Raw genomic sequence first — 25,877 nt, 5'->3', positions numbered from 1 at the left:
GCTTCATTAGAATCATCACTGGCCGCATAAGCCATAGAACGCCAATCGTCTGGAAGGCTTGCTTTTATGGGATGACCTTGGACAAGCAGTATCAATAACTCACTGGAACGTAATTGAACTGAAGGATTCAACCCGCTAGGCCACCAAGCTAATTTGCCTCGACTGAACCGTTTATGGCAGAGCCAAAAACCACTCGCATCATACACGAATAGTTTTACTGAGGTTCGCATGCGATTGGTAAAGACAAATACGGTACCACTGAACGGGTCATCAAGCAGCTTTTGTCGGCATAAGGCTTTTAAGCCATCGATGCCTTTTCTAAAATCAATGGGCTCTACTGCCAATAACAACCGATGTTGTGGGGTAATCTGCAGCATCGTAAACCCAGAAAATCCAGCATGAGTTTTGATACCCTACTCATCGGTACTGCATTGATTTTCAGTATACTGCCACAGGGACGATGAATCTCAACACTACAAGGCACATCGCTATTTGATAGAAACTCTGAATCAATCCTCGTGGGTTTTCTTTTTACCTCAACAAACTGCAAACTCGTATTCTGGACAGGTACTAATTTTTTCTTGATTTGGATTGGACTAATCCCTAAATGACTGCCGATTTTCGAAGGAGTATAATCACCCCAATAGTCCCTTGACCTGCTCCCATACTCATCAGGAATTTGACCGCGCTTTGTTCGTGTGGCTCGCCAGTGTCTAAAGGCTTGTTTGACAGTGTCTAGTTTATTGGTGCCATTTATCATTAAGTCGCCTCCTAAAATCATTGAGGCTATAGGCTAAACGACCGCTCTGTCTTTAGTCACGCACGCTTGCCGAAAGCTCAGTGATGTTGAATAATTAATATTAAATATAGGATGGCTTCTTTCAAATATTAGGTCAGTTAATAAATTACTACCACTTCTGTATACTGTTTGAGGAAAAAGAACTCACTTATTGCTCGTCGCTAAATAGTTTTCCTGTTTTACACAGATTATGGCCTCGCACTCCGGAACTTGCGCCCTGACGTAAAAATTGTATGGTAACGAGACCACATTGCTGTGATCCCGTTTCCAAACAACCATAGATTCATCCTTGGATTTCTTTTATTTTCGCCTCGATCCCTTCGCGTGAGCAATGCCATCAGCAGGATTTAATGGCCATTGATGTTTAGGATAACGTATTCGTAACTCTTTACGGATTTCTGAATAACCATTTTTCCAAAAGCTTTCTAGATCGCTTGTTACCTGCACTGGACGAAAATTTGGACCTAATAAATGCAGAACAACTGACACACTCTGAAATAATATTTTCGGCGTTTCTTCCCATCCAAACACTTCTTGGATGCGTACTCTAAGAAAGGGATGTTCAACCGTTGAATAATGAATGGGTATCATGCTACCACTTGGAACTTTTAACCTATTTGGGAGTTCGGTTTGTAAAATACTACGCAATGTTTCAGATATATTTAGTTCAAAAAAATACACTAAATTTTTTTGCAGTACTAAGGTCATTTTACTTTCACCGAAACATGCTTGTCTAAATACAGTTAAGCAAAATGATTTTTTTAATGCATCTCCGTCGAAAAGATTTTCCAATTCATCTTGTATATGAGGGGGTATTAATGCCTTATGGAATCGTAAAAATATAATCTTTTGATACCACTCATGTAAATTTTCATTTTTCTTCAGTGTGCTCGCCCAATTGTCAGTTAATATATCAGGCAATTTTTCTGCAACGTGTACCGAGGTTGCCAGCGAAAAATTCGGTTCTTCTATAGGTAAATCCCAAAGTGTTTTAAATTCCCGCTGATAAAATTGCGATTTTTCTGCTTCAAAAATGATGTCTCTTTTCTTTATTATGTTGTCGGAAAAGTGTTTCAACAAAAATTCTTTATTTATCCCACTCGCCTGATTAATCAAAGTTTCAGCCTCCCCGCTTTCTTCAAAACCATTCAATGCAATAAAAAATTCACTCCTTTTCACAAGCGTTCGATCTGATAATTTTACACCACGACCACCGACCATTAATGCACGATCAGAGTTCTTGCGACGTCGACACAAACGATCACCAAAAGATAACATAAGGAGCAACTGTCTAGCTTCATCTTCTTCACGATAAACAGGGGGCTCTGCTTTTTTTAATTTTTTAGCAAGATCTAGAATCTGCTGATAACTTTGTGCGACAGTTTGTAAAATTGTAAAATGACCTTCAGGTGAAGAACCATCTTTTAGAAATTTATTCAAAATTTTTAATCGCGGTGCAATATCACATTCAAAATGATCTGCTTGAAAATTATTCGTCATTTCTTTCCGTAGAATATCGCGCTCTTGTAATAACGCTGCAATTTTTGCAGCCAGATCGATGCAATTATTTTCTATACCTGCAATTAATAGTCTCCCCAAACGCAGAGGTAATGGGAAATCCAAAAGCTGGCGACCTATTGATGTTAATTCGTTGTTATTTTTGATAGCACCTGCCGCTTGTAAGCTAAAGGTCGCACGTTCAATGCTGACACGAGGAGGTCTTTCAAACCACGAAAAATTCTGAAAATTCGAGATATGTTGATTAGCTAAAAAAAGTAAACTATCGCTTAAATCTGAACGTAGAATTTCTGGAATATTTGATTTCACAAATAAACTTTCATCATGTTGATTCCACATCCTGTAACAAACACCTGGAAATTGTCGGGCGGCTCTACCAGCACGCTGAATGGCACTCGCTAAGCTAATTCGCGAAATTTCCAGGCGTGAAAATCCAGTACGTAAATCTTGTTTCATTATTTTTACTAAACCTGAATCTATGACGGTATCAACACCGTCTAAAGTAACAGAAGACTCAGCAATATTAGTTGCAAGAATAATTCTTTGCGCTGAAGATTTTTGCAATGCGATACGCTGTGCTTCTAGAGGAAGACTGCCATGCAGCGTGATCACCTCTATTTTTTTGCTTTCTTTCCAATCAAGTAAGTTTCCTTTAGCGCGTTCAATTTCACGTGCACCCGGTAAAAATACTAAAATATCTTTATCAGTCTGTCGCTGTGCTTCTTTGATGACTTGAGATAAATGCTCATAAAATTGATATTGAGGTGTTAGTAATTGGGTTGATTTTTGATAACGTACCGTTAACTCAAATAATTTTCCAGGCACGGAAATGACAGGACAATTACCCAAATATTCAGCAACTTTTTCTGCTTCGAGTGTCGCTGACATGACCACAATTTTAATATGATGCCCTAACTCTTGTAATTCACGTATTAATCCTAGTGTTAAATCAACGTATAAAGATCTTTCATGAAACTCGTCTAGAATCACAATGTCTACATCGTCTAACTCAGGATGATGAATCATATGTCGGGCCAGCAAAGCTTCCGTCATGTAAATTAATCTGGTTTTATGCGATGTTTTATTGACAAAACGGACTTGATAACCAACCTCCTCACCGACTAGCCAATTATTTTCTTCTGCAACCCGATGAGCAGCAGCAATCGACGCCATTCGTCGAGGTTCTAGCACTAATATTTTCCCGGCTACAACAGAAAGCAATTCCGGAGGCAATCGAGTTGTCTTGCCAGCACCAGGTGCGGCTGTTATTACTAAATTAGTATGAGATGTTACCTTCTGTAAAATATCATCTATAAAATCATCTATTGGTAAATGAGTTGAGCCTGCTTTTAAAATGATTGTACCCTCAGTTGAAATTTCCAAATAACCATTTGAACTTGAAATTTAATGAAAATGAACATTTCTATAAATTGACCTCTGGCCTGGATTCTAGTAAAAAGGGAACTGATTGAAATTTAATCAATAGCACTTTAAGAACCGTAGATTTCTCTTATTCTTAATATTCTAGGAACGTTCAATTATCGAGTGCCAAGTTTCTCTTGAAATTATAACTATTAGTCTTTAGATACTTTTGTTAGAACCCCTCTTTATCCGTTATTGGAGTGACAAAAGAAACAAAAGTCCTTTCTTCTCTTCATCACATCAATGAACTGGTCTTGATTTTGAAGTTCGAGTTCCCATATATACAAAATGGTCATTCCTTATCTTTATCTATAATAATACTTGTTGGAGGTTTATACCCGGCTCTATAATTATCAGCAGAAATAGATACTCCTCTTAATTTCAAATATTTCTAAAACGTCGCTTTGCTTAAATCAAGATAACGCAACATGAGCAGAGTGTATATATGTTCGCGGCTTAGCATGATTTTATACCTATTTATGGTTAATAATATAGTTATCTACTGAATAATAAGTGGCGACTACTAAGTCAGGTTGGCTTATATGCAAGCTTTCACTAAAGTAACAGATGCAACCTCATGAAAATTTGAGCGAACGATGTTATTAAAAGTCATATATACTTGTACGTAAGATATGGATGGCTCGTGCTCAAAATATGAAAACAGGAAAACTCATTGTTTTAAATATTTTTACACTTAGTTTAATGGTTCTGAGTTCTATGGCATTTAGTGACAGCAATCTTATTTCTGTTGATAATAAAAGAAAAATATTCATGCATTGTGAAGGCACAGGCTCACCAGCTGTGATATTCATTGCGGGATATCCTGATCGAGGCGATGCCTCCTGGGAAACACCCTTGTTTGCTAATAAGAAGACTGTATTCTCTGAAGTCAATAAATTTACAACAGCCTGCGATTATGATCGTCCAGGCACAATTAAAATCATCGATGATACCCTTTTAAAAAGTCGTAGTGATCCGGTACAACAACCAGTTACAGCGGCAAATCAGATGGATGATTTACATCATTTAATTGAAGCAAAAAAAATTCATAAACCTTTTATCCTTGTGGCACACTCCGCAGGTGGATTGGCTGCAAGACTTTATGCGCTGAAATACCCTAATGATGTCGCAGGACTAATTCTTATTGATGTCACCAATGAAAAACTACTTAACACCTGGTCAGAAAAAGAAACTCAAGCGTTCTATTTCGGTGGAAAAAAAGCTCGAAGGCACTAAGTGCTCATTATAAAAATGTAGAAAAGATTAACTTTGCTGAAAGTTTTAAACAATTAAATGATTATGCAGATCATAAATTGCATATACCTGCCATAATTCTCACCGCGGGCAAAATTCCCAATGCCAGTCAAATGGTAAAAGATGGTTTTTGGCCAAGTTATGTCACCCAAGATATGGCCAAATCAATCATGCTTGGTATCCACCGGGCAAATGATCTGATGGCAGATACTTTTGTACCAAAAGCCCGACGGATAGATGTCAAAAATAGCGGCCATTATATACAAAAAGAGCAACCCGAATTAATTGTTCAACTCATCCATACGCTGGTTGAACAACTTAGATAATGCCCTATAACTCCTACTTCATTCTCATTGGATAAGCTCAATTGTTTCTAGTTGAAGTTAGGGATCGGATATTCCGGTGCTAAATCATGTGCTACTTCTTTCCATAAAGCCACACTCAAATTATCGGCCTCCTTTGATGTAGGTTTTAATGTATTAAATGCAATAAACACGATTTGTTTTTCGGGCAACACAGCAAAAACACCACTATAACCACCAAAACGAGGATTTTGTATTAACCAATGATTGGCTACAGCAAATCCCATCGCAAAATAAAGTTCACTTGTATTTTTCCCCTTCCCTACAGTCTCTGGCGCTCTTAATTCCAAGCTTGATTCGGAAGTTAGCAAACTGCCATTCATCCAAGCATTCGCCCAAGTACCGAGGTCCTCTATCGTTGAGGTCATAGATCCTGAACTTGCAGTCCAGGACGGATCCCAAAAAGTTGCATCTTCATAAACACCCCTATCTTGACTAAACGAATGGAGCACCGGTGAAGGTATGATGGCAGTTCGCTCGAATTGTGTATTTTTCATGTTCAATTTATTAAGTATTAAGGAGTGAAATAATTGATTCAGCTGTCGTGTAGTCACTTGAGCTAAAATACTACCCAAAATCACATAGTCAGTATGAGAATAATGCTGGCTGGTTCCTGGTTTAAATAAAGGATCAGTCAAAAAAGCATAATGAATTAACTCTTTATCAGACCACTGCTTAAATGGCTTATCCAATACTTGTTTGATAAAGTCTTGGTGATACACATAATCAGGAAAACCACTTGTACCATTAGCAAGCATTTTTAGATTTACTTGATCTGCATTAGGTAAATTGGGATACCAACGCGCTACCTTATCATCAAGACTTAATTCTTTTTTCTCTACCAATCGCATCAGCGTCGTTGTTAATAAAGTTTCTGTCACGCCACCTATACGAAAATGCATGTCTTTTGTTGCGGGAACTGCCGTCATCGAATCACCAATGGCCTGAATACCCATTGGTTTTCCGTTGATCCATAGACCATAAACTAAAGCTTTTACAGGTTTATCCTTCATAAATAGCTGAATTTTATTATCGAGAGACGATTGCTGAGGATCCGAAGCATAAAGTACAGTTTGGAATACTAAAAAGGCAGTAATGAATAAGCACATTTTTTTCATCATTTCTTTTTTTCCTTTCATAATAAGGCTCGTTTATTATGGAGTTAAATGCACATTTAAGTCTATTCCTGTTAAAAAACTCTAAAAGCCACATTTCTCAATTTTTCAATTCACTTCTATAATTGAAAGAAATGGATAGAACAAGGAGGTCTTTTATGAAGTTTTTTCAAGGATTACCTCTATTCTTTTTGCTAATTTCTCAAAATACTTATGCTGAGACCGCTTTATCTCCACCCAGTGGACAATCTCCACAATGTGGACAAGCTTATGAGATCGCTGGGCAGATTAAAACCATAAATAATGTTTTTAATAGCTTAGCAAGTTCGTGTCATGATGCAGGGGGCATGAAGTTGGTGCATAAAATATTAATATCAGAAAAATCAAATGAGCCCACGGGTGTCTTTTTTACATGTACAGGGGACAATTTAAGTTTTATTGTCTTTTCTTGTCTTTTTTCAACAAGTGTAGACAATAGTCTGTTTATCCCGAGTGGAGAGTCATAGGAAAAACCTAGGGGCCACTAGGTTGCATCCCAATCATAGTATTTGGGATGCTCGATCGACACTCTATACATATCATGATAAAATTATAGACAATTACTCATTACGCTTAAAAGACTCTGATTACGTGTTCTACTCTATGTCATCATTAACGATAACCAGTATTTATATTTATTGTGTGTTTTTTTTGGTAAGTGCTGTACTGGAATCAATGTCATTTAATCTGCTCGATCCATCGAAAAAAGAAATCGTATATGGCCGCAAAAAACTACCTTTTATGACTGATTTAAACAGTGTGATTAAAGTATTTTTCTTCTCTTTTGTGATCCTTATCATTACACCATGGCAGATGCGTTATAAAACGTATTTATACCAAAATACTCAAGAACTGCGTTTTATTTACCATGTTTTTATGGTCTTTTTTGTTGTCGCATTTATACCTATCATTAAATACTTACAAAGTGACGTTAGAAACGCTTGCCTACCAAAATGGTACCTCAAAAATATATTAGTTGGCGATTACATCCATCTATGGGGTATCTTAATCGCCTGTTATGCGTCAATTCCAAATTTTTAACCCGATAAATTTTAAACACTATTATTTCTCACCGATAACTGTACCTCGTGCACCTTTTCAGCGACCTGCAGTTCAGGGAAAAAATTAAGACCGCTTTGATGACTAGGTGCCACAAGATCAGTGTCTAAGGTTATTGAGGGCTTCCGTGGCCTAATTTTTAGAAATCCTAAACCGCCATTTCTCTGCAATGGCTTTTCATAATTAAAGTGTAATTCCAGATGATCCTCTGCTGTCAGTTCAAATTTGTAGGTTACAAGCATGCGAAATAAAGCCATTATTTCTGTCATTGCAATTCGTAAACCGGGACATCGCCTTGATCCAGTCTTAAATGTTAATAATCCGCCCTCTTTCTCCATTGTCCCCGGTGAATTAAATACGGGAGATGCCGCAAAAAAATGGGTATTATAAAACTCATTTTGATGGTTCTTAGGCCCCCAGCGCTCAGGAAAAATTTCATTCGCAGTAATTGTCTTTTTACCAAATATTTCTTGCCCCTCAGTGGAAAGATCAATATCTGGAACATGTTTTATGTGAGTATGCATTCCTTGCATAGGAATAAATATAAGCGAACCAGCAGGTAAAGTAAGTGTCGTTCCCTCAAGCTCGAGATTGATTGTTTCATGGATAATTTCTGGCACAATAGGTGCAGGTGGTGATAATCTCAACGCTTCTAATAAAACAGCTTCAGCATATGATAAATCACCTTTTGCTACTCGAGAATCCCACGGAGAATGCAATTCAAAGTGTTCGTTTGCTGAAATTTTTTGCTGAATTTCCTGTTTCATCATGCTATAGATGCGTTTATCCTGAAGAGCAATTCTTAACGCTGTAATTAAAGCGGTTGCTGTCGCATCAAAACCCAATAATGGAATGAATAAGCTTTCATTAACAACGTCCCTCACCAAAGCAGACAATGGCGTAGTATCAGAGTACTCAACCGAATAATCGATCAGTAACTTACATTGCGCAGCAGTTAATTGAGTCGTTGCGTTTATCCCCAGTTCATTCAACTGACTTTTTACGCTTGTATTATTTAACACACGGACTACAAGCAGGTAATTAAGCCAGCTCTGCTCTGCTGTTAATTGTTTTGTAATTTCTTCTGAGGAAAAGATAATCTGCCAACCAAGATTAAACACTCTACTTCTTAAAAAAAGGAGGCTTTTTTCCTCCTCCTTGCCAATGGGTTCTAGGCTAAACAAACAGCTCATTAATTCCTTCGTTAGATTTGCCTGATAAAATGCTTCAAAAGGTTTAACAACTGCTTTTCCAAAATATGTGATTAATAATACTCTGCGAGAGAGTTTATCCATTACCTCACTCAAAGGCCATCCATGTTCACCCTGCTCAAATTCATATTCTTTAAAAAAATCGGCAACCATCTCGGCTACGTGAGGCCTGTTTGTTTCATTGCGTAACAGTATGGCGTTGCGAACTTTAGAATGTGCTTCTGAACCCAAAATGGAGGACATTAAATTCTCAGAACCTAATATCACTTCTAATCGATGAAAAAATTGTCGTTGTCCAAACTTCCTTTCATTTTTTTTTGCATAAAGTTGCTGTATCAGTGCTTTATTTGATAATACAAATACTGGTGATAAATTGGGTACCTTAAAATAACCGACCCCAGAACCACCCTCGAGTGAGCGAGTTCCCAAGTCAGCTATAAATGTCATAAAACGCGTTTGTAATTGCTCTTGTGCCGAAGGAGTTGTTTTTAAAAGAGCCATGTCCTTAATTAAGGAAAGATAGCTCAATTCGGAGGGATAAGTTATTTTTGCAATTTCAGCTTGTTTTTGTAACTGATAAATGCGTACGATTATACTGATGCCTATCATTATAAGAATATAAATAAGCATATATCCCCCCCACAGATTTGATTCATATTGTTACATCGACTGGATTGTATACAAAGAAGATCCCTGGGTGCTTACTCACCCAGGATACTGACTAGAAAAAATAGTACAACACAAACATCAAATCACAAGAGGAACAATTTTATATGGAACCAATTCACAATATTTTTTCCAATCATGTCCATACTTAGCAGAACAACGTTTATCATCACGAAATGCTCTATCAAATAATAAAACAGTTAAAAAGCAAAGATAGAAGTATGGGGCAAAATGCGTAAACAACGCAGGGACAGACCAAAAAAATGTACCAGCAAGCTCTGGAATATAATGGAAATGTCTGGCGATCCCCCACCACCCTGAAGCAAGTAATATTGTTTGTTTTTTATCACCTTCAGTAGTTTCATAACGTGCCAATACAGTAACCGGTTTTTTGCCCCAAACCTTACACTCACCTTGCGTAGCTCGAGCAATAAGTCGTTGCTTGTCAGCGAGATAATTAATAATAATGCTTGCCAAACCTAAACCTAAAATCAAAGTTGCCCACATAAACGATAAATGAATAGGATGAAGCACAAGATACATACTTGGTGAAGTATACACACAAGGAACCCATACCATGCATCCCCAACAAATATAAAAACCAGCACGATCATGCATGATATCTAAGGATCGTAAATAACCTTTTTCCCACATATAAAATTTACTGAGATAAACAAATTGCAATATAACGGAAATTAACATTGAGTTAGATAAGTCGCCTAACTCTGCTTGTTTTGCGCAATAAGAAATTAGAAATAAGCCCCAACTCATCATACCAAAACGACAGGTAATGAATTTTTTAATACTCCATCCCCACACTTGAGGATAAAGCTCTGTTCCCCAATAATAATCAAACAGCATGTTATTGGTTATACCTGAATCAGTTGATGAAGGGTAAAAACGGCCTTTGATGTATAAAAACACACAAAAAATAAGGCTAAACAAATTGAGGGCCCCAAATAGCGCACCTAAGTTGTCATAAAGAATAGAAGCCGAGAATAAGTTAAAACCAAAAGATGCAATACAAAAGCTGGCCATAGTGACAATAAATGCAAAAACACCATTGTCTTTATAAACTGGCACGTTTCCTTTCGGGGTAATGGGTCCGTTAAATGTTTTTCCTGGGAGAATACGCATTAAAGCCAGCTCAAAAGCTGTAAAAATTAAAATAATTTTCCAAGCTACTGCAGAGCCCCAAAAATAAGGCCCCCATATGGTCATCACAGTCTGAAAAAAGCCGTTTTGAAGCATCAAATCCCAAAGAGCAGACAAAGACCCTTGTAGCTGCGTGTTGGTATACCACATCAACATAACAAAAATAGGACATGAAAGAATGAGAAACAAGGGGCCTAAGATATTCCTGATACTGAAATTCATAATGTTTCCTTACATTTAAAAAAAACTAAAGTGGATCATAATACAGGATTTTTTAGCATTTAGTATCTTTAATTCATTGGTTCGACGAAAAATAAAAGCACGAAAAAATGGTCTATATTTACACAATAAAAATAGAAGCTTAGCTATTTGCTTTACGCAATACTTTAATATTTAATTTATATATACAGTCGAAAAGGTGACTATCATGTCCAAGTACCGCATCGAACGAATGACACGCGAAGAAGTTTCAGTCGCTGTAGAATGGGCACGGAAAGAAGGTTGGAACCCTGGATTAAATGATGCAGAGTGTTTTTATCAAACAGATCCTCAAGGTTTCTTCGCAGGAAAACTCGATGATCAAATTATTGCCATTGGTTCTGCAGTACTTTACGACGAACACTTTGCTTTTTGTGGTTTTTATATAGTAGATAATAAATATCGTGCTCAAGGTTATGGTCTGGAATTAACTCGCGCACGCCTCGCTTATGTTGGAGACAGAAATGTCGGTATTGATGGCGTGCTCAACATGGTTGATAATTATGCAAAAATTGGTTATCAATTTGCCCATAATAACGCTCGATATGCATTAGAGCACACACAAGTTACGCCTAAACACGATCCACATATAGTTGAGCTAAAAAACGTCTCATTCGATCAGATAACCCAATATGATCGACACTATTTTCCAGCCCCAAGAGTAAAATTTCTAACCGCATGGATTACTCAAAACTCAGCATTAGCACTTGGCTATATTAAAGAAAATCAATTAAAAGGTTATGGTGTCATTCGCAAATGTTTTGAGGGCTATAAAATAGGCCCCTTATTCGCGGAGAGCTCATTTATTGCCGAAAAATTATTTGCACAATTGGTTGAATATGCGCGTGGTGAGACGGTCTATCTGGATATCCCAGAAAGTAATTCATTAGCAGTTGACTTGGTCAATAAACATGGGATGACCAAAGTATTCGCTACAGCAAGAATGTATTTAAAAGGGGCACCCAAACTGCCTATCGATGGCATTTATGGAATTACTACATTTGAATTAGGATAAACCATGCGCGATTTAGTAGGCTATGGACCAGAAGAAAATAAATGCTCTTGGCCTAATAAAGCAAAGCTTGCCGTCAACTTTGTAATTAACTATGAAGAGGGAGCTGAATTATGTCCTCTCAATGGAGATGCATACGCTGAAACAAGTGGTGCAGATTTTCCTTTTGTTCCCAAAGCCAAAGGACAACGAAATCTAAGTATGGAATCTTTTTATGAGTACGGTAGTCGCGTAGGGATATGGCGTCTTCTGCGTCTATTTGATCATTATAAAATTCCACTTACGTTTTTTGTTGCAGGGCAAGCATTGATACTTAATCCATTATTTGCTGAATATCTGGCCCAACAAGACCATGAGGTGGCGGGACATGGATGGCGCTGGATAAATTACACAAATATTTCTAGAAAAGTTGAAAACAAACATATTCTTTTGTGTATTGAAACCTTAGAAAAACTCACCGGCCATAAGCCTAATGGTTGGTACACTGGTCGTCGAAGTGAGCATACTCGTGAATTACTGTTAGAACATGGGGGCTTTCTTTATGATTCAGACAGTTATGCCGATGAGCTGCCTTATTATATTGCTGAGCACCTTGTAATCCCCTACTCTCTTGATTGCAATGATTTCAGATTCAGTACAACCCCTGGGTTTTCATGTGCCAAAGAATTTTATGACCGATTAATCAATACGTTTCATTATATGTATCAAGAAAAACGTCTTGCCATCATGACTATAGGCTTACATCCGCGTCTGAGTGGAAAACCCGACCGATGTCTTATTTTAAAACAGTTTTTAGATCATTTAACCCAGTATCAGGATATCTGGATAACAAGGCGCATCGACATAGCTCAATTTTGGCGACAAACATTTCCTCATAAATAACTCAGTGATGCAGCATGTAGCTGAAATATGCTCCTGGTTGCAAGCAGTCAGGCTACAATTTTCATTTTAGATAAAATTGAAAACAGATAACCCTTGTATCAGCACAAAACTTTGTTGTGCCACTTCCAAATTGTACAACTCCTGTTTAAATTCAGAAGCTGCGACTATAGGATCGACCTCTTGTAGCCTCTTTAAAGTAATTTTACTTTGTTCAATTATATCGGAGTTTGCTGTATCCGCATGTTGTAACTGATTTAGCCGAGACCCCAAATTGGCGCGAGCATTCAAGACTGTAGTTAATGCAGTATCTATTTGTGCCAATATTTGATTATTCACAGTGGTTGCAGCTGCTTTTTGTGTCGAAGTAGAATAAGGTTGATTCAAATTATTAATCATATCTTGTATTGTTGCAAAAACAGATTCGTTTTGGGCAGGCTCAATCAAAAAAGTATCTCCAGCTGCTGGCATACCTGAGACAGTCATTTCCATGCCGTTAAAACTAACCGTCATTCCCTCCTGATATAAAGGTGCATCATCGGGTAATCCACTTGTGGGAATAACATTTCCACTTGCTGCCCCCTGAACCATAACAACCAGATTGCCCTGCGAATTCAATGCGAAACTCATCGTGTAATTATCTGGCACATAAGCTGAAGGAGTAGATACAGAACCTGCGTTTACAGATGCAGTCCCTGTATTAGGGGTTCCTGTTTGTTTAATAGAAAAACTACCGTTCCCATTAGGTAAGCGCATAAAAAGGTCATCTCCAGGATCATTGATAGCCATTTGTAAACTACTACCAACAAGCTGGAAACGCTGTGTACTATCGCCATTATAAACATAGGCCCCGGAGGCATTTATTGAAAAGGGGGCGGTAGATGTCTGCGCACCACTGAACATATAATCACCATTGATATCTTTGGTGTTTGCATAATCAGTTAGTTCATTCAAAATAATACTCGCCTCAATGGCTAATGCCTTACGATCTTCCTCAGATAATGTCGGATTACCTGCCTGCACCTGGATGTCTCGTAAGCGTTGCAAACTCGTTGTGCAATCGTTTAAGACAGACTCCTCCATACTAAGAGCACTATCAACACTTTCACGATTTTTTTGGAGAAGCTCTGTAAAGCTAATGCGTTGATTCATGAGTTCAATTTGAGCAAAAGCGATGGGATCATCTGATGAATAACGCACTCTTAAAAAATTTTCATCGAGCTGTTGCTGCAGTTTTGCCACCTGTGCTTGCTTGAGCAATAAGCTATCTATACTATTCTGATAAATCTGATTTGTTGAGATACGCATTCATCACCTCATTATTTCAAAAAGTAAGTCCATCATTTGATTGGCGATTGCCATTAGCTTTGCTGCAGCCTCATAAGCCTGTTTAAATTGTAATATGTTTTCTGCTTCCTCATCCAGATTTACGCCACTGACACTTTCCTGATAATCAACCGATTGCTTATATAAAACCTGAAACGCATCAAAGCGGTTTTTAGCCTCATTGGTTTGGCTTCCTGTATCAGAAAGCAGATCAGAATAAACATCAAAAAGTGTTTCAGTACCATTAGAAAAAATATTTTGTTGTTGCATTCCCGCGAGAAGTAATCCATTACGATTATCACCAAAACCACCTTGGTTGTACTGTGCAGTAAACTGATCTCCTGCATTTGGTGCCCCGGATAAAGTAATGGAATATGATGGATTAGTCGCATCTGGAATCGGAATCACATTATCCGTGTTAGGAACAAAGGGGAGTGGCCCAGTTGTAATACCATCGGTAACGTTGATTAGATTAAATTGCGTTGGGGAAATAAAATCAATGGTATATTGTTTGGTTACTTCCGTGATATTTAAAATAGGCCCTAAATCAATTTTTCCCTGGCCCGTATTATTCAAAGATGCAGTGGTTTGCACTGGTGAAGCGAGTGCTAATTGACGTGGATCATTTATGAGTAAAGCAAATTTCTCTGCGGCTCCACGTGTAGGCATGATTGTAAAAGAATCATTATCTGCTAAATTAGCGATGTTATCTACGGTGATGGTCATGCCATCAACTACAATCTGTCCCGCTGGTGGAGCTGGTGGATTACTAGTCCAATTTAAGGTCACCGCAGATCCATCAGAATCACGAATGAGCGTTGCCTGACTCGCTCCTGCATTAGTAACAACTAATTGATAATCACTTATTTTAGTTTGTGAGATATCAGAAATATTTACTGATAGTACTCCAGACCCTGAGTTTGTCGATGCTGCAATTGAGCGATCAAGTTGCATAGCCAAGGTATTGTAATCAGTAAAAATATCCTGTCCTAACTGGTTATTTAAGTCCATGCCCAAACGATTTTGCGCATTGAACTTCTGTGCTAAACCAATTGCCATTTGTCCTATGAGTTGACTGGCTTTAGATAAAATATTTCGCTCATAATCCAAGAGACCGCCCAATGTCCCACTGACTAGTTGATTTGTAATCTCCGTTTTTCCCGCACCTGTATCCAATAAAACATGAGTTCCCTGTGCCGTTATTTGATCATAACTAACTGATAAAGCTCTTTGAGTCGTTCCGATCACCAACATTTGGCCACTACCAATACCCACATTCACCATCCCGTTATCCTGCTCCACCACAGTTAAATCAGAATACTGAGACAGTTGTTTGAGTAACTCATCCCGTTGATCCAGCAAATCAGGGGAGTTAGGTGAGTTCATTATTTGTCCATTTACAGACGCAAGATTAGAAGTTAACTGATTAATTGTATTCGCTATTTCTTTAATCTGCGATGTTGAGCTTTCTTGATATTGATCAAGGTTTTGTTGCAAAAATAAGAATTGGCTCGCTAATAATTGGGTTTGACTCATAGCAACATTTCGTGAGGCTACACTATCTGGCGCGTTATTTAATTGTCCTAATGAATCAAAAAAAGATTGCAAGGATACAGAAAGACTACTGCCATCCTGAGAAAGCAATTTATTAATTTCTAAGGCTTGCTGATAAAAAGCATCATATTGGGATTTAACGCTTAATGTACTTCTCACTTGAGCATTAGCAAATTGATCTACGTTGCGGTACACGTTGTTAACAGCTACTCCTGTACCAATAAAAGAACCCGCATAACTTCTAGATGGAGTTGGGGCAAACTGAATGCTTTGTCTTGAATAACCTCGTGTTTTGACATTTGCAATATTATTCCCAGTAACACTTAATGCGTTTTGAAAAGCATTCATCCCTGAATAAGCAATACTTAGTATTGACATAGTTATTTGCTCCCTGTATCCAATGTACTACTAGACTTCTCATTTTTTAATTACATTTGTGACTTAATTCAGTCCTGTACCTTAAACTTGCTCTGATAACTCACAACGTTGTATTGCCTGATTTAATTCCTCACCACGATAAATTGATAAAATTTTTGTACCGTAATTAGGATCGGTGGCATATCCGGCCTTATGCAGTTCATTAACATAAAGTTCGGGGTTGCTCGTACTGGCTAAAGCAGTTTGATAGCGCTCATTATCTTTGATTAAAGAAATATAATCATTAAAACTTTGCTCAACGGATGGATATTTTCTAAACGAAGCATTCATTTTAATCGGAGTATCTGCAATATATTCAGTTGTTTTTACATTCACTGAATCAAACTCTTTGCTGTCACCTGATTTAATGTTGAACAAATTATTACTGCTGGTGCCATCAATATCCTTAGTAACAAATTTTCCCCACCCTGTTTCTAATGCCGCTTGAGCCATTAAAATTTTAGGGTCTAGGCCTATAGCTGATGCTGCTTGCTTGGCTTGAGGCCAAATTGATTTCACAAATTCGTCTATTGTAGTTGTGGGTTTATCTTGTTTCTCTTCTTTTACAGGCATAGTGGATATTGAGTTAGAATTAACTGGCTTATCCGTTGTGCTTTTTTCTGGTTGTTCTATAGTAGGCAGATTATGCTCCATCTGTTTTGCAAGCATGTCGGCTAAACCAACACTTTTAGAGTTTGCAATAGTACTGGCATATTGAGCATCAAGCATATCTTGAAAGGTTTCCCTATCTTTACCTCGAAAAGGGCTAGACTCCTCTAGAAAATGCTGCCCCATGCGCATACTTTTCAACATGGATTGTAAGAATATTCCTTCAAATTGTTTCGCTGCCTCAGGCAGAGCCTCTTTTGCATTATTTTGTGCTTGAACCTTTAGTTCATTTAATGCATTAAAGTCGCTAGTTGCAATTCCATGTACAGTCATATTAATCCTCTATTTTAATTGGATCATATTGTTTTACTATTCAATGCTCACCTATATCACGATTAACGTAGCATTTAAAGCACCTGCTTGTTGTAGTGCCTCAAGTATCGCGATCACATCAGAAGGCGTTGCTCCTACAGCATTAATACCTCTAACAATATCTTTTAATGTCACACCTCGTGGTAAGACAAACGCATGATTATTTTTTTGATCAATATTAACTTGTGATTGCTGGGTGGAAACTGTACGTCCACGTGCAAAGGCATTAGGTTGGCTTATCACTGGTGTTTCGGTCACACTCACTACCAAATTGCCATGTGAGACTGCGGCCGATTTGACAATGACATTAGAAGAAATAACCACTGTTCCTGTGCGTGCATTAATAATAATTCGTGCGATCGCTTCAGCAGGTTTAAATTCAATATTTTCCAACACAGAAACATAATCCACACGTTGGGACATTTTTTTTGGGGCAGTGACAACCACTGATGTAGCATCCAAGGCTCTGGCAGTTCCAGGTCCCATCATTTCATTAATGGCATCGCTCATGCGTTTTGCTGTTGTAAAGTCTGGTGCATGTAAATTATAAGTTAATTCTTTTGTAAAATAAAAAGGATTAGGGATATCAACCTCAATAGTTGCACCATTAGGAATTCGTGCGCCACTAGGGACGTTTACAGTAACACTTGAGCCATCGCTTCCGGCTGCACTGATACCCGATACAATCACGTTTCCTTGGGATATAGCATATACTCGTCCATCGGCTCCCTTCAATGGAGTCATTAATAAGGTACCACCTAATAAGCTTTTTGAATCACCAATAGAAGAAACATTCACATCCATAGATTGTCCCTTTTTCATAAAAGAAGACAAGCTCGCAGTCACCATGACAGCTGCCATATTTTTTGAATTAAGTTTAGTTCCCGGTTGTATGTTAACGCCCAATTGAGTAAGCAGGTTTGCAAAAGTATCTTCAGTATATCGAGTACCGTTTTTATCTCCGGTACCATTTAAACCTACCACCAAACCATAACCGACTAATTGGTTGGTGCGCACCCCAGCCAAAGTGGCGATATCTTTAATTCGTTCGGCATAAACGTGATTTGATAGCAAGTTTATCGTCAGTATCCATGTAATTATCAGCAATCGCCGCATTACAATTTCCTTGTTAATTAAATACATCGTTCTAAATCGTAGCCTGGGTTTCGCTGCGCACCCAGACTACAATCCAGCTAGGCAGTTACAAATCAGGTTAAGTCGGGAATAAAGGACCCCACATAATTCGTGCCAGCCAGCCTTGAGCATTGGTATTGTTGACTTGTCCGGTGCCACCATAGGCAATACGGGCATTAGCTAGACGGTCGGATGTGATGGAATTATCAGCTCTTACATCCTGAGGACGAATAATGCCTGATAACCGTACATACTCCTCACCCTGATCGATTTTAACCCATTTTTCGCCCTGTACGACCATGTTCCCATTTGCCAACACCTGCGATACGGTCACTGAAATACTTCCCGCCAATTTATTATTCTGTACTGCTTGTGCAGATCCATTGAATTGTCGCTGATTGTTCAAGTCAAAATCCATACTGTAACCGCTGCCAAAGGAAATGGGTCTTCCTAAAAAGAGCTTGTTCTTGACTACGTTTGTGTCTGTTTTCATCTGTTGTAGTGTTGCTTTTTTTGATGCGTTAGTACTTTCAACTAAAAATACTGTAACTATATCTCCTGGATGTCGTGCTCTTGGCGTTTCAAAAAGAGGTAAAGCGGTTTCGGCACTATAAATAGCGCCAGATTCTTTCCTTAACTCCTTTGGATCAGGCGTTGTAGGATATGTAGGTGCAAACTCAGGGTCCTTCCCACGCTGAGGCGGATTTAAAAGTTCGCACCCACTCAAAAAAATGGCAACCGAGCCTGCAACAAGCAAATTAAATAATTTCATCAATGAAATCTTCTTAATTAAACGGTTTGATTTAGATATTGCAGCATGTTATCCACAGTCTGGATACTTTTTGCAGTAATCTCATAGCTTCTTTGAGCTTGAATCATATTGACTAACTCTTCAACCACATTCACATTCGATGCTTCTAGAGAACCTTGTAACAAAGTTCCGACACCAGAATTTCCTGGATTATTTAATGTTGCAGCACCACTTGAAGCAGTTTCTATAAAAAGGTTTTGCCCTATAGGTTGAAGTCCCGTTGGGTTAGTAAAATTCGCTAATTGAATGGTTCCAAGTACGGTTGGAGTATTACTTCCAACAACTGTAGCACTCACTACCCCTTCACTACTAATCGTTACCCCTAAAGTTTGAGTAGGAATATTTATTGCAGGCTGTAATGGATAGCCATTCATATCAACGATCTGCCCTGTACTATCCGTTGTAAAAGTACCATCACGAGTATACGCTTGAGTGCCGTCAGGCATCAAAATCGTAAAAAAACCTTGACCTTGTATCATTATGTCATAAGGATTACGCGTATTTTGCGTACTTCCCTGTTCAAATATTTTTTCAGTAGCCGCTAAATGGACACCAGAACCTGCATTGATTCCTGTTGGAATTAAAGAGTTCTCTGATGATTGAGCACCAGCCTGACTTGTATTTTGATAGAGTAAATCCTGGAATATTGCCCTATCTTTTTTAAAGCCAGTTGTGTTGACGTTTGCTAAGTTATTAGCAATTGTAGAAATATTTTTTTCTTGGGCTTCCAAGCCTGACTTGCTTACCCATAATGCTGGTTCCATGGAGATCCCTCCGCAATTATTCTTATATGTATGCTAGAATGGGGTTATTCGTGCAATATTTGTGCCAATTTTTGAAAATTATCTTCGACAGTCGACATCAGTTTCATGTGTGCATCGTATTCACGTCCAGACGTGATCATTTCCACCATCTGATCAATTGCATTAACATTCGACCCTTCAATAGCGCCACTTCGCACCTGAACACTGGCATCTGCAGCAGTGGGCGTGCCACCATTTTTTAATTGGTATAAGCCCTCTGAACTTTTAACAATATTATTTTTATCCAACGTCACTAACTTAATTCTATCTAATACAGCCGCGGTTTTGGGATCACCGCCGAGAGGAACAATCGTAATCGTCCCATCAGCACCAATGTTTATTTCCTGAGCAGGTGGAATTGCAATTGGACCACCATTCCCCAAAACAGGATGCCCAGAAGCAGTTGTTAACATACCATTGACATCCAAGCGTAAATTTCCAGCCTTTGTATACCCTTCTTTACCTTGACCATTAGTCACGGCAAACCAGCCATTACCCTCAATTGCGATATCTAAATTGCGCCCGGTTGTCATAATATCACCAGGACTCAAATCGAGTGCATTCTGATTTTGTATTGCAAAGGCTGCTTTAGTCTCTGATCCCCCTACATTTGCATACAAAGTTTGTGCTTGATACATATCGGATTTAAAACCAGGAGTATTCACATTCGCCAAATTATTGGCGATTATTTCCTGGCGTTTAAAACCGATTCGTCCACCACCTGCAGCATTATATAAGATAGGATCCATGAGTTACCTCCTAACGCATATTAATAATTGTTTGTGTGATTGCGTCCCCAGCACGAATTGACTGTGCATTCGCTTGGAAATCGCGTTGTGCACTAATCAAATCAACTAATTCACTGGTTAAATCCACATTTGACTGCTCCAACATGCCTGATTTAATAGCGCCTAATCCGCCTGTTGTACCAACACCGATTAACGGCTGACCTGAGGCTGAGGTTTGAGCCCAGCAAACATTTCCTACGTTTTGTAGGCCTGAAGGATCAGCAAAATTTGCTAATTGAATTTGCCCCATAGCCATAGATTGACCATTGGTATATATACCTAGAATAAGACCGCTATCATCAATGTTTAAGCTAGCCAAACTTCCAGTTGTATAACCATTTGATGAGGTAGATTGAACAGCAAATGGGCTCCCAAACTGAGTACTGTCTGTTAAGTCAATATTCAGACTTAAAGGATCAGCACCATTGTTTAAGTTCAGTGATAATGGAATCAAATTATTCGTTAGTGGCGAAGCGCCAGGACCAGCTACGCTCACAAACGTACCATCAGTATTAAAGTTCATCTCAAACAGATTCGAGCTGTTATCAGAACCCGCATTTGGTGGAACATTTTGATTATCGATTTGGAATGCCACATACCATTGATTATCTGTACCTGCAGGTGTTGAAGCATTAGGTTGTCCCGATGTTGCAGCAGGATTCGCTTTAATAAAATACATGCTCAACACATGAGAATTGCCTAAGCTATCATAAATAGTCAAAGAGGTTGGATTATTATAGGAGCTACTAAGTGGTGCAGATCCGCCAGTCCAGTCAACTGCAGGAGGTGTGCTTTGCGAATTTAAATTAACTCCAGTTGTTACCGTGGTACTTGCTTGTGGGCTAATATTCGCGGTATTTATCTGTAAGTTTCCTGAAGTACCAGTAATATTTCCTTTACCGTCGGAAAGCAAACCAGTAAGGTATTGTCCATTAGAATTGGTAATATAATTTTGGTTATTCAATGTAAACTCACCAGCTCGTGTATAGAGTGCACCACCACCTGGATTGTTTAAAATAAAAAATCCTGAACCATTCACTGCCAGATCGAGACTGTTTGTACTATTGGCTAAATTTCCTGATGCGAAAGATTGCTGCACCGAAGTTAACATCACCCCGCCACCAATAGATGTACTACCCGCACCGAAGCTACCATAACCACCAAAGGCGTAGATATCACCAAACTCTGCACGAGAACCTTTAAAGCCAACTGTAGAAGAGTTAGCAATATTATTACCTATAACGTCCAAATTACTCGTTGATGCTTGAAGTCCACTTAACGCTGCGTCAAAAATCATATTAGCCTCCTGCTCTTAAACTGATATTTGTCTTACCTGATCCAAGGATATTGGTCCAACTCCCGCTACATTTAATTTTAAGCCCTCGCCATTTTGACCAAGACTTACACTATCAACGTTTGCAGAGGTCATTGTTTTTAAAGACACCTCTTTTCCTCCATAAACTGCATGAACCTCAACTTTATATTTACCTTCTTTCACTCGATTATTATCTCCCCCAGTGCCATCCCAACCGAATTGAAAAAATCCAGGGGCAGGTTGACCTAAAGGAATTGTTTTTATAAGTTCCCCAGAATCTGAATAAATAGACGCATTCAAATTGCTGAGGCCTGGTGGAATATCCACGGCAGCCTTTGTATCTCCCTCTGTGCCTAATTGCAGAGAGTTACTATTCACCAAAACCTTACGACCAACCAAGGCCGAAGCTTGCAAAGCCTGATTTGATTGTAAAGAAGTTGCCATCTGCTGCAATGACTCTTGCATTTTAGTAACACCATCATTGGTACTAAACTGAGCCAACTGAGATAAAAACTCACCATTCACCTGGGGTTGCATAGGATCCTGGTTTTGAATTTGGGCCACCATTAAGCGTAGAAAATCCTGTTGCCCCAAACTTTTCTTTGCAGGTGAATCAATTGAATTTTGCGGCAGATTAGCTGTGTTAGCTCCATTAACCGGATTCGTTGTCATTCCCTTCTCTCCCTTTATTCACCCAGCTGTAAGGTGCGTTGCATGAGTTGTTTTGTTGTACCAAGCAATTCAACATCCATTTGATATGATCTTGATGCAGAAATTACGTTTGCCATTTCTTCAACATAATTTACATTCGGTGTATAAACAAATCCTTGTTTATCCGCTAAGGGATTATCAGGTGCATAACGCTTTATAGGATCTGAAGTAGTCTCATAAGTACCTTGAAGCTGAACACCTCCTGATAGTTGCTCACCCATCCATTGATTCGCGTGTTCCTGAACTGCTTTAAAAACAGGATACTTTGCTTTATATACCTCATTAGCATTACCTGACTCTACATTAGCATTACTCATATTCTCAGCGCTATTCGTTAAACGCGCTGTTTCAGCAGTTAATGCTGAACCTGCAATATTAAAAATGGCGCTTAATGACATGATTATTCTCCTTTCATCGCAAGCATCATGGTCTTTATTTTATTATCAAGAAAACTCAGACTAGCCTGGTAGTTTAGTGAGTTATGTGCAAATTCTGTGGTTTCTAAATCTTTATCCACGGTGTTTCCATCTAAAGCCATTTGCGACGTCACTCGATATTTCAAATTCGCTGAAAAATCAGCATTTGTATTAATATGATTAGGAGAGGTAACCTCCATCTTTTGCGCACCACCAGCCATGCTGGCTGCTAAAAATTCATTAAAATCGATATCTTGGGCTTTATAATTGGGGGTGTTGGCATTGGCCAAATTATTTGCTAACTGCGACGCTCTGTGATCACGCGCTACGAGTGCTTTAGCATGTATTCCGAAATATGTATCAAGATCTAACGCCATATTTGCCCCTTTCATAATAAGTACAACTAGAAAAGCAAACATTGTGCCAATTTCAAATAAATGAGAAAATAAGTAGCTTACAAACAGGGGAACTTGAGCCATGACACAGAACAAAACCCTTCCTAAAAATGCGGTACAACAAGTAAAAACCTATCTGGTACAACTGCAAAATACAATTTGCTCCAGACTTGAAAATTTAGATGGCCACGCTCAATTTATCGAAGATATTTGGGAGCGCCCTGCTGGTGGTGGCGGAATTACACGCGTTTTGACACAAGGCTCTGTTTTTGCAAAAGCAGGTGTCAATTTTTCTCATGTATCTGGAGCCCAGCTTCCTGCTTCGGCCAGCGCACACCGCCCTGAATTAGCAGGTAGAAATTTTACTGCACTTGGTGTTTCCTTAGTCATTCACCCAGAGAATCCCTATGTACCGACCTCGCATGCAAATGTCCGGTTTTTCCTTGCAGAAAAAGAAGGGGCTGACCCAGTTTGGTGGTTTGGCGGTGGATTTGATCTAACACCTTATTATGGATTTGAAGAAGATTGTACGCATTGGCATCAAACTGCACTACACGCCTGTCAACCTTTTGGCCTTGCGATTTACCCTAAATTCAAACGATGGTGTGATGATTACTTTTTTATTAAACATCGAAATGAAGCGCGTGGAATTGGTGGCTTATTTTTTGACGATTATAATGAAATAAGTTTTGATCATAGTTTTGCTTTGATGCAAAGCATAGGCAATCACTTTATAGAGGCTTATGCACCAATAGTGTCCCGTCGTAAATCCCATCCATTTGGAGAAAGAGAAAAAGCCTTTCAAAATTACCGCAGAGGACGCTATGTAGAATTCAATCTCGTCTATGATCGTGGCACCTTATTCGGCTTACAATCAAACGGCAGAACTGAATCTATTTTAATGTCCCTCCCCCCTGAAGTCACCTGGGCATACAATTGGCAGCCTGACGCACAGAGCGCGGAGGCGAAACTTTATACTGATTTTCTGCCAGCACGTGATTGGGTTGATATCGATATTGTCTAACATTGTAGCCTGGGTGCAGCGCAGCGGCACCCAGGGTCGATAATACCTCATTTTCCGGGTTCCGCTGCGCTGCACTTAGGCTACAATAGACTAACGACTCATTATTTTTCTGGTAAGGCCACTTTCTTTAAGTAAATTCGAGCAAGTATTGCTGCAATCGCATTTAATATACTTAAAATTAAAAATATTTGTGGAATTGCCGCACTAAAGTGTAATAAGCCAATGACCATAAACGTACCTACAACCATAAATAAAGCATTATAAATATTATTGGCTGCAATAACTTGTGCTCTAGAATGAGGTGGGCTCATAATCTGTAAATAAGTATATAAAGGAACAAGAAATAGGCCAGAGCTAAACGCCAACATAAATAAATCAAAAGCAATGCGCCAATGGCTAAAACGAGTGAAAAAAGTAATTAAAGAAAATAAGGTATCTTGTTCTGTTACCTCTGGCGTAGCCCAATACAAATCCATTGAAAAGCAAGTAAAAGCAAACATGGCCCAAGGAACCATTGGAAGATTAATCCGTCCTTGAAAAATAAAATTCACAGTCACAGAACCGAATGCAATACCAATTGAAAACAATGCCAGAAATAGTGCAAAAACCGTATTGTTAGCGCCTAAAACATAATTCGTATAGTCAGGCAGCTTGGTCAGAATTACTGTCCCCAACAACCAAAACCAAGATAAAATTAAAATAGATAATAAAATACCGAAATGATCTGTAACCAGTTTTAACATTTTATAAGTAACACGCCAAATCTGCAGGTCAATCTTAAGATCTTTGGATGCAGAAGGAGCCCTTGGTATAAACAGGCTTGAAGTAAATCCAACAAGGGCAATAATCACAGTTAAAAATACTGCTATATAAGGCCTGTGATTGTTTGCACCAATGGACAAGCTGCCCATAGTGGTTCCTAATAAAATAGCAATAAATGTACTTGCATCAATTAAACCCGTAGCACCTAACAAATCTTTCTTTTGTAAATGATCGGGTAGAATGGCATATTTTATTGGTCCAAAAAATGTTGAGTGAACCCCTAGACCAGTCAATGTCATCATCATTAGAAAAATGTTGCCTAGATACAGAGAAAAGCTACCAATAATCATTAAAAATACTTCTAATGCTTTAATCACGCGCGTCATTAACGCTTTATCGTATTTATCTGCCAGTTGCCCGGCAGTAGCTGATAGAAGAAAAAAAGGTGTTATGAATAAAGCACCTGCTATTGCTTGATAAAACTCAGATTGGGCTTGGTCATGTGTTAAATGGTAGCTAATTAAAGTGAGCATCGCTAATTTGAATGCATTATCGTTAAAAGCACCAAAAAATTGGGTAAGAAAAAAAGGCAAAAAAATTCGTTTTTTCAAAAGGTAAAAAACACCAGCGCCCATCAGCATCAACTCCATAGGTTAAGCAATAACCGTTCATTATATCCACCAAAAGGTGA

The 25,877-nt window shown here is 38.6% G+C and carries 25 protein-coding genes; 7 read left to right on the top strand and 18 right to left on the bottom strand.

The features are described from left to right. The 3 genes from tnpB to hrpB form a co-directional block, all read right to left on the bottom strand. Nucleotides 1-377, bottom strand: a 377-nt coding sequence (gene tnpB, locus Lste_RS05720; protein WP_193393388.1) for an IS66 family insertion sequence element accessory protein TnpB, incomplete at its 3' end; no start/stop codon positions are given. Further along, the gene (locus tag Lste_RS19555) at nt 335-760 is read right to left on the bottom strand and encodes a hypothetical protein (RefSeq protein ID WP_237760433.1); all 426 of its coding nucleotides are present in this window, start codon (nt 758-760) and stop codon (nt 335-337) included. The genes Lste_RS19555 and tnpB, both read right to left, overlap by 43 nt. Nucleotides 761-1,099: 339 nt before the next feature. Beyond that, nucleotides 1,100-3,700 (bottom strand): ATP-dependent helicase HrpB, encoded by a 2,601-nt coding sequence (gene hrpB, locus Lste_RS05710; protein WP_058510098.1) that lies wholly within the window; start codon nt 3,698-3,700, stop codon nt 1,100-1,102. 675 nt (nt 3,701-4,375) lie between these two features. On the opposite strand from hrpB, the gene Lste_RS05705 reads away from it, so the two are divergent. Both Lste_RS05705 and Lste_RS05700 read left to right on the top strand, forming a co-directional pair. Beyond that, nucleotides 4,376-4,975, top strand: coding sequence for an alpha/beta fold hydrolase (locus tag Lste_RS05705; protein WP_058510097.1), 600 nt, complete (start codon nt 4,376-4,378; stop codon nt 4,973-4,975). Nucleotides 4,976-5,052: 77 nt separating this feature from the next. Then, nucleotides 5,053-5,319, top strand: a complete 267-nt coding sequence (locus tag Lste_RS05700; RefSeq protein WP_058510096.1) for a hypothetical protein — start codon at nt 5,053-5,055, stop codon at nt 5,317-5,319. Nucleotides 5,320-5,366: 47 nt separating this feature from the next. Here Lste_RS05700 and Lste_RS05695 read toward each other — a convergent pair whose 3' ends face one another. Further along, nucleotides 5,367-6,476: a serine hydrolase domain-containing protein gene (locus tag Lste_RS05695; protein WP_162264131.1), complete on the bottom strand. Its 1,110-nt coding sequence runs from the start codon at nt 6,474-6,476 to the stop codon at nt 5,367-5,369. 152 nt (nt 6,477-6,628) lie between these two features. Here Lste_RS05695 and Lste_RS05690 point away from each other — a divergent pair, with 152 nt between their 5' ends. Next, the gene (locus tag Lste_RS05690) at nt 6,629-6,976 is read left to right on the top strand and encodes a hypothetical protein (protein ID WP_058510094.1); all 348 of its coding nucleotides are present in this window, start codon (nt 6,629-6,631) and stop codon (nt 6,974-6,976) included. Nucleotides 6,977-7,184: 208 nt separating this feature from the next. After that, nucleotides 7,185-7,550: a hypothetical protein gene (locus Lste_RS05685; RefSeq protein ID WP_237760432.1), complete on the top strand. Its 366-nt coding sequence runs from the start codon at nt 7,185-7,187 to the stop codon at nt 7,548-7,550. Nucleotides 7,551-7,561: 11 nt separating this feature from the next. Here the strand turns inward: Lste_RS05685 and Lste_RS05680 are convergent, their stop codons facing one another. Together Lste_RS05680 and Lste_RS05675 are read right to left on the bottom strand one after the other, a co-directional pair. Beyond that, entirely contained in the window at nt 7,562-9,409 is a 1,848-nt protein-coding gene (locus Lste_RS05680) for a cytochrome P450 (RefSeq protein WP_058510093.1), read from the bottom strand. A 117-nt stretch (nt 9,410-9,526) separates the two neighbouring features. After that, entirely contained in the window at nt 9,527-10,822 is a 1,296-nt protein-coding gene (locus Lste_RS05675; protein ID WP_058510092.1) for a phosphatidylethanolamine N-methyltransferase family domain-containing protein, read from the bottom strand. A 205-nt stretch (nt 10,823-11,027) separates the two neighbouring features. On the opposite strand from Lste_RS05675, the gene Lste_RS05670 reads away from it, so the two are divergent. After that, nucleotides 11,028-11,873 (top strand): GNAT family N-acetyltransferase, encoded by an 846-nt coding sequence (locus Lste_RS05670; RefSeq protein ID WP_058510091.1) that lies wholly within the window; start codon nt 11,028-11,030, stop codon nt 11,871-11,873. Nucleotides 11,874-11,876: 3 nt separating this feature from the next. Then, nucleotides 11,877-12,752, top strand: coding sequence for a polysaccharide deacetylase family protein (locus Lste_RS05665; protein WP_058510090.1), 876 nt, complete (start codon nt 11,877-11,879; stop codon nt 12,750-12,752). A 66-nt stretch (nt 12,753-12,818) separates the two neighbouring features. Here Lste_RS05665 and flgL read toward each other — a convergent pair whose 3' ends face one another. The 11 genes from flgL to flgB all read right to left on the bottom strand — a co-directional run bounded on the left by flgL (nt 12,819) and on the right by flgB (nt 23,382). Continuing rightward, entirely contained in the window at nt 12,819-14,057 is a 1,239-nt protein-coding gene (flgL, locus tag Lste_RS05660; protein ID WP_058510089.1) for a flagellar hook-associated protein FlgL, read from the bottom strand. A 3-nt stretch (nt 14,058-14,060) separates the two neighbouring features. Continuing rightward, the gene (gene flgK, locus Lste_RS05655) at nt 14,061-16,007 is read right to left on the bottom strand and encodes a flagellar hook-associated protein FlgK (RefSeq protein ID WP_058510088.1); all 1,947 of its coding nucleotides are present in this window, start codon (nt 16,005-16,007) and stop codon (nt 14,061-14,063) included. Nucleotides 16,008-16,088: 81 nt separating this feature from the next. Continuing rightward, nucleotides 16,089-16,988, bottom strand: coding sequence for a glucosaminidase domain-containing protein (locus tag Lste_RS05650; protein ID WP_058510087.1), 900 nt, complete (start codon nt 16,986-16,988; stop codon nt 16,089-16,091). Between the two features lie 51 nt (nt 16,989-17,039). Then, a complete protein-coding gene (locus Lste_RS05645; RefSeq protein WP_058510086.1) occupies nt 17,040-18,143 on the bottom strand; it encodes a flagellar basal body P-ring protein FlgI in 1,104 nt (367 codons plus the stop codon). Nucleotides 18,144-18,240: 97 nt separating this feature from the next. Then, nucleotides 18,241-18,933, bottom strand: a complete 693-nt coding sequence (locus Lste_RS05640) for a flagellar basal body L-ring protein FlgH (RefSeq protein WP_058510085.1) — start codon at nt 18,931-18,933, stop codon at nt 18,241-18,243. 17 nt (nt 18,934-18,950) lie between these two features. After that, nucleotides 18,951-19,736, bottom strand: a complete 786-nt coding sequence (gene flgG / locus Lste_RS05635) for a flagellar basal-body rod protein FlgG (RefSeq protein WP_058510084.1) — start codon at nt 19,734-19,736, stop codon at nt 18,951-18,953. Between the two features lie 44 nt (nt 19,737-19,780). After that, nucleotides 19,781-20,524 (bottom strand): flagellar basal-body rod protein FlgF, encoded by a 744-nt coding sequence (gene flgF / locus Lste_RS05630; RefSeq protein ID WP_058510083.1) that lies wholly within the window; start codon nt 20,522-20,524, stop codon nt 19,781-19,783. Between the two features lie 10 nt (nt 20,525-20,534). Further along, nucleotides 20,535-21,860: a flagellar hook protein FlgE gene (flgE, locus tag Lste_RS05625; RefSeq protein ID WP_058510082.1), complete on the bottom strand. Its 1,326-nt coding sequence runs from the start codon at nt 21,858-21,860 to the stop codon at nt 20,535-20,537. A 15-nt stretch (nt 21,861-21,875) separates the two neighbouring features. Next, on the bottom strand, nt 21,876-22,550 hold the full coding sequence (locus Lste_RS05620) for a flagellar hook assembly protein FlgD (protein WP_058510081.1): 675 nt from the start codon (nt 22,548-22,550) through the stop codon (nt 21,876-21,878). A gap of 14 nt (nt 22,551-22,564) precedes the next feature. Further along, nucleotides 22,565-22,987 (bottom strand): flagellar basal body rod protein FlgC, encoded by a 423-nt coding sequence (gene flgC, locus Lste_RS05615; RefSeq protein ID WP_058510080.1) that lies wholly within the window; start codon nt 22,985-22,987, stop codon nt 22,565-22,567. A gap of 2 nt (nt 22,988-22,989) precedes the next feature. Continuing rightward, entirely contained in the window at nt 22,990-23,382 is a 393-nt protein-coding gene (flgB, locus tag Lste_RS05610; RefSeq protein WP_058511658.1) for a flagellar basal body rod protein FlgB, read from the bottom strand. A 100-nt stretch (nt 23,383-23,482) separates the two neighbouring features. Between flgB and hemF the strand changes: the two genes are divergently transcribed. Beyond that, nucleotides 23,483-24,424, top strand: coding sequence for an oxygen-dependent coproporphyrinogen oxidase (gene hemF, locus Lste_RS05605; RefSeq protein WP_058510079.1), 942 nt, complete (start codon nt 23,483-23,485; stop codon nt 24,422-24,424). Between the two features lie 101 nt (nt 24,425-24,525). Here hemF and Lste_RS05600 read toward each other — a convergent pair whose 3' ends face one another. After that, nucleotides 24,526-25,821, bottom strand: a complete 1,296-nt coding sequence (locus tag Lste_RS05600; protein ID WP_058510078.1) for an MFS transporter — start codon at nt 25,819-25,821, stop codon at nt 24,526-24,528. Nucleotides 25,822-25,877 lie beyond the last annotated feature (56 nt).

Source organism: Legionella steelei, assembly GCF_001468005.1.
GTDB classification, from domain to species: domain Bacteria; phylum Pseudomonadota; class Gammaproteobacteria; order Legionellales; family Legionellaceae; genus Legionella; species Legionella steelei.
This window is presented reverse-complemented; position numbering and strand designations above follow the sequence as displayed.

Bases quoted from the DNA above. Each gene is read 5' to 3' on its own strand.
- flgK (WP_058510088.1), bottom strand. From the start codon at position 16,007: ATGTCAATACTAAGTATTGCTTATTCAGGGATGAATGCTTTTCAAAAC.
- Lste_RS05695 (WP_162264131.1), bottom strand. From the start codon at position 6,476: ATGATGAAAAAAATGTGCTTATTCATTACTGCCTTTTTAGTATTCCAA.
- Lste_RS05640 (WP_058510085.1), bottom strand. From the start codon at position 18,933: ATGAAATTATTTAATTTGCTTGTTGCAGGCTCGGTTGCCATTTTTTTG.
- flgL (WP_058510089.1), bottom strand. From the start codon at position 14,057: ATGCGTATCTCAACAAATCAGATTTATCAGAATAGTATAGATAGCTTA.
- Lste_RS05705 (WP_058510097.1), top strand. From the start codon at position 4,376: ATGGCTCGTGCTCAAAATATGAAAACAGGAAAACTCATTGTTTTAAAT.
- Lste_RS05645 (WP_058510086.1), bottom strand. From the start codon at position 18,143: ATGCGGCGATTGCTGATAATTACATGGATACTGACGATAAACTTGCTA.
- Lste_RS05650 (WP_058510087.1), bottom strand. From the start codon at position 16,988: ATGACTGTACATGGAATTGCAACTAGCGACTTTAATGCATTAAATGAA.
- flgB (WP_058511658.1), bottom strand. From the start codon at position 23,382: ATGGCGTTAGATCTTGATACATATTTCGGAATACATGCTAAAGCACTC.
- Lste_RS05685 (WP_237760432.1), top strand. From the start codon at position 7,185: ATGTCATTTAATCTGCTCGATCCATCGAAAAAAGAAATCGTATATGGC.
- Lste_RS05620 (WP_058510081.1), bottom strand. From the start codon at position 22,550: ATGACAACGAATCCGGTTAATGGAGCTAACACAGCTAATCTGCCGCAA.
- Lste_RS19555 (WP_237760433.1), bottom strand. From the start codon at position 760: ATGATAAATGGCACCAATAAACTAGACACTGTCAAACAAGCCTTTAGA.
- flgE (WP_058510082.1), bottom strand. From the start codon at position 21,860: ATGATTTTTGACGCAGCGTTAAGTGGACTTCAAGCATCAACGAGTAAT.
- Lste_RS05675 (WP_058510092.1), bottom strand. From the start codon at position 10,822: ATGAATTTCAGTATCAGGAATATCTTAGGCCCCTTGTTTCTCATTCTT.
- flgC (WP_058510080.1), bottom strand. From the start codon at position 22,987: ATGTCATTAAGCGCCATTTTTAATATTGCAGGTTCAGCATTAACTGCT.
- Lste_RS05600 (WP_058510078.1), bottom strand. From the start codon at position 25,821: ATGGGCGCTGGTGTTTTTTACCTTTTGAAAAAACGAATTTTTTTGCCT.
- Lste_RS05690 (WP_058510094.1), top strand. From the start codon at position 6,629: ATGAAGTTTTTTCAAGGATTACCTCTATTCTTTTTGCTAATTTCTCAA.
- hemF (WP_058510079.1), top strand. From the start codon at position 23,483: ATGACACAGAACAAAACCCTTCCTAAAAATGCGGTACAACAAGTAAAA.
- flgG (WP_058510084.1), bottom strand. From the start codon at position 19,736: ATGGAACCAGCATTATGGGTAAGCAAGTCAGGCTTGGAAGCCCAAGAA.
- Lste_RS05665 (WP_058510090.1), top strand. From the start codon at position 11,877: ATGCGCGATTTAGTAGGCTATGGACCAGAAGAAAATAAATGCTCTTGG.
- Lste_RS05680 (WP_058510093.1), bottom strand. From the start codon at position 9,409: ATGCTTATTTATATTCTTATAATGATAGGCATCAGTATAATCGTACGC.
- flgF (WP_058510083.1), bottom strand. From the start codon at position 20,524: ATGGATCCTATCTTATATAATGCTGCAGGTGGTGGACGAATCGGTTTT.
- Lste_RS05670 (WP_058510091.1), top strand. From the start codon at position 11,028: ATGTCCAAGTACCGCATCGAACGAATGACACGCGAAGAAGTTTCAGTC.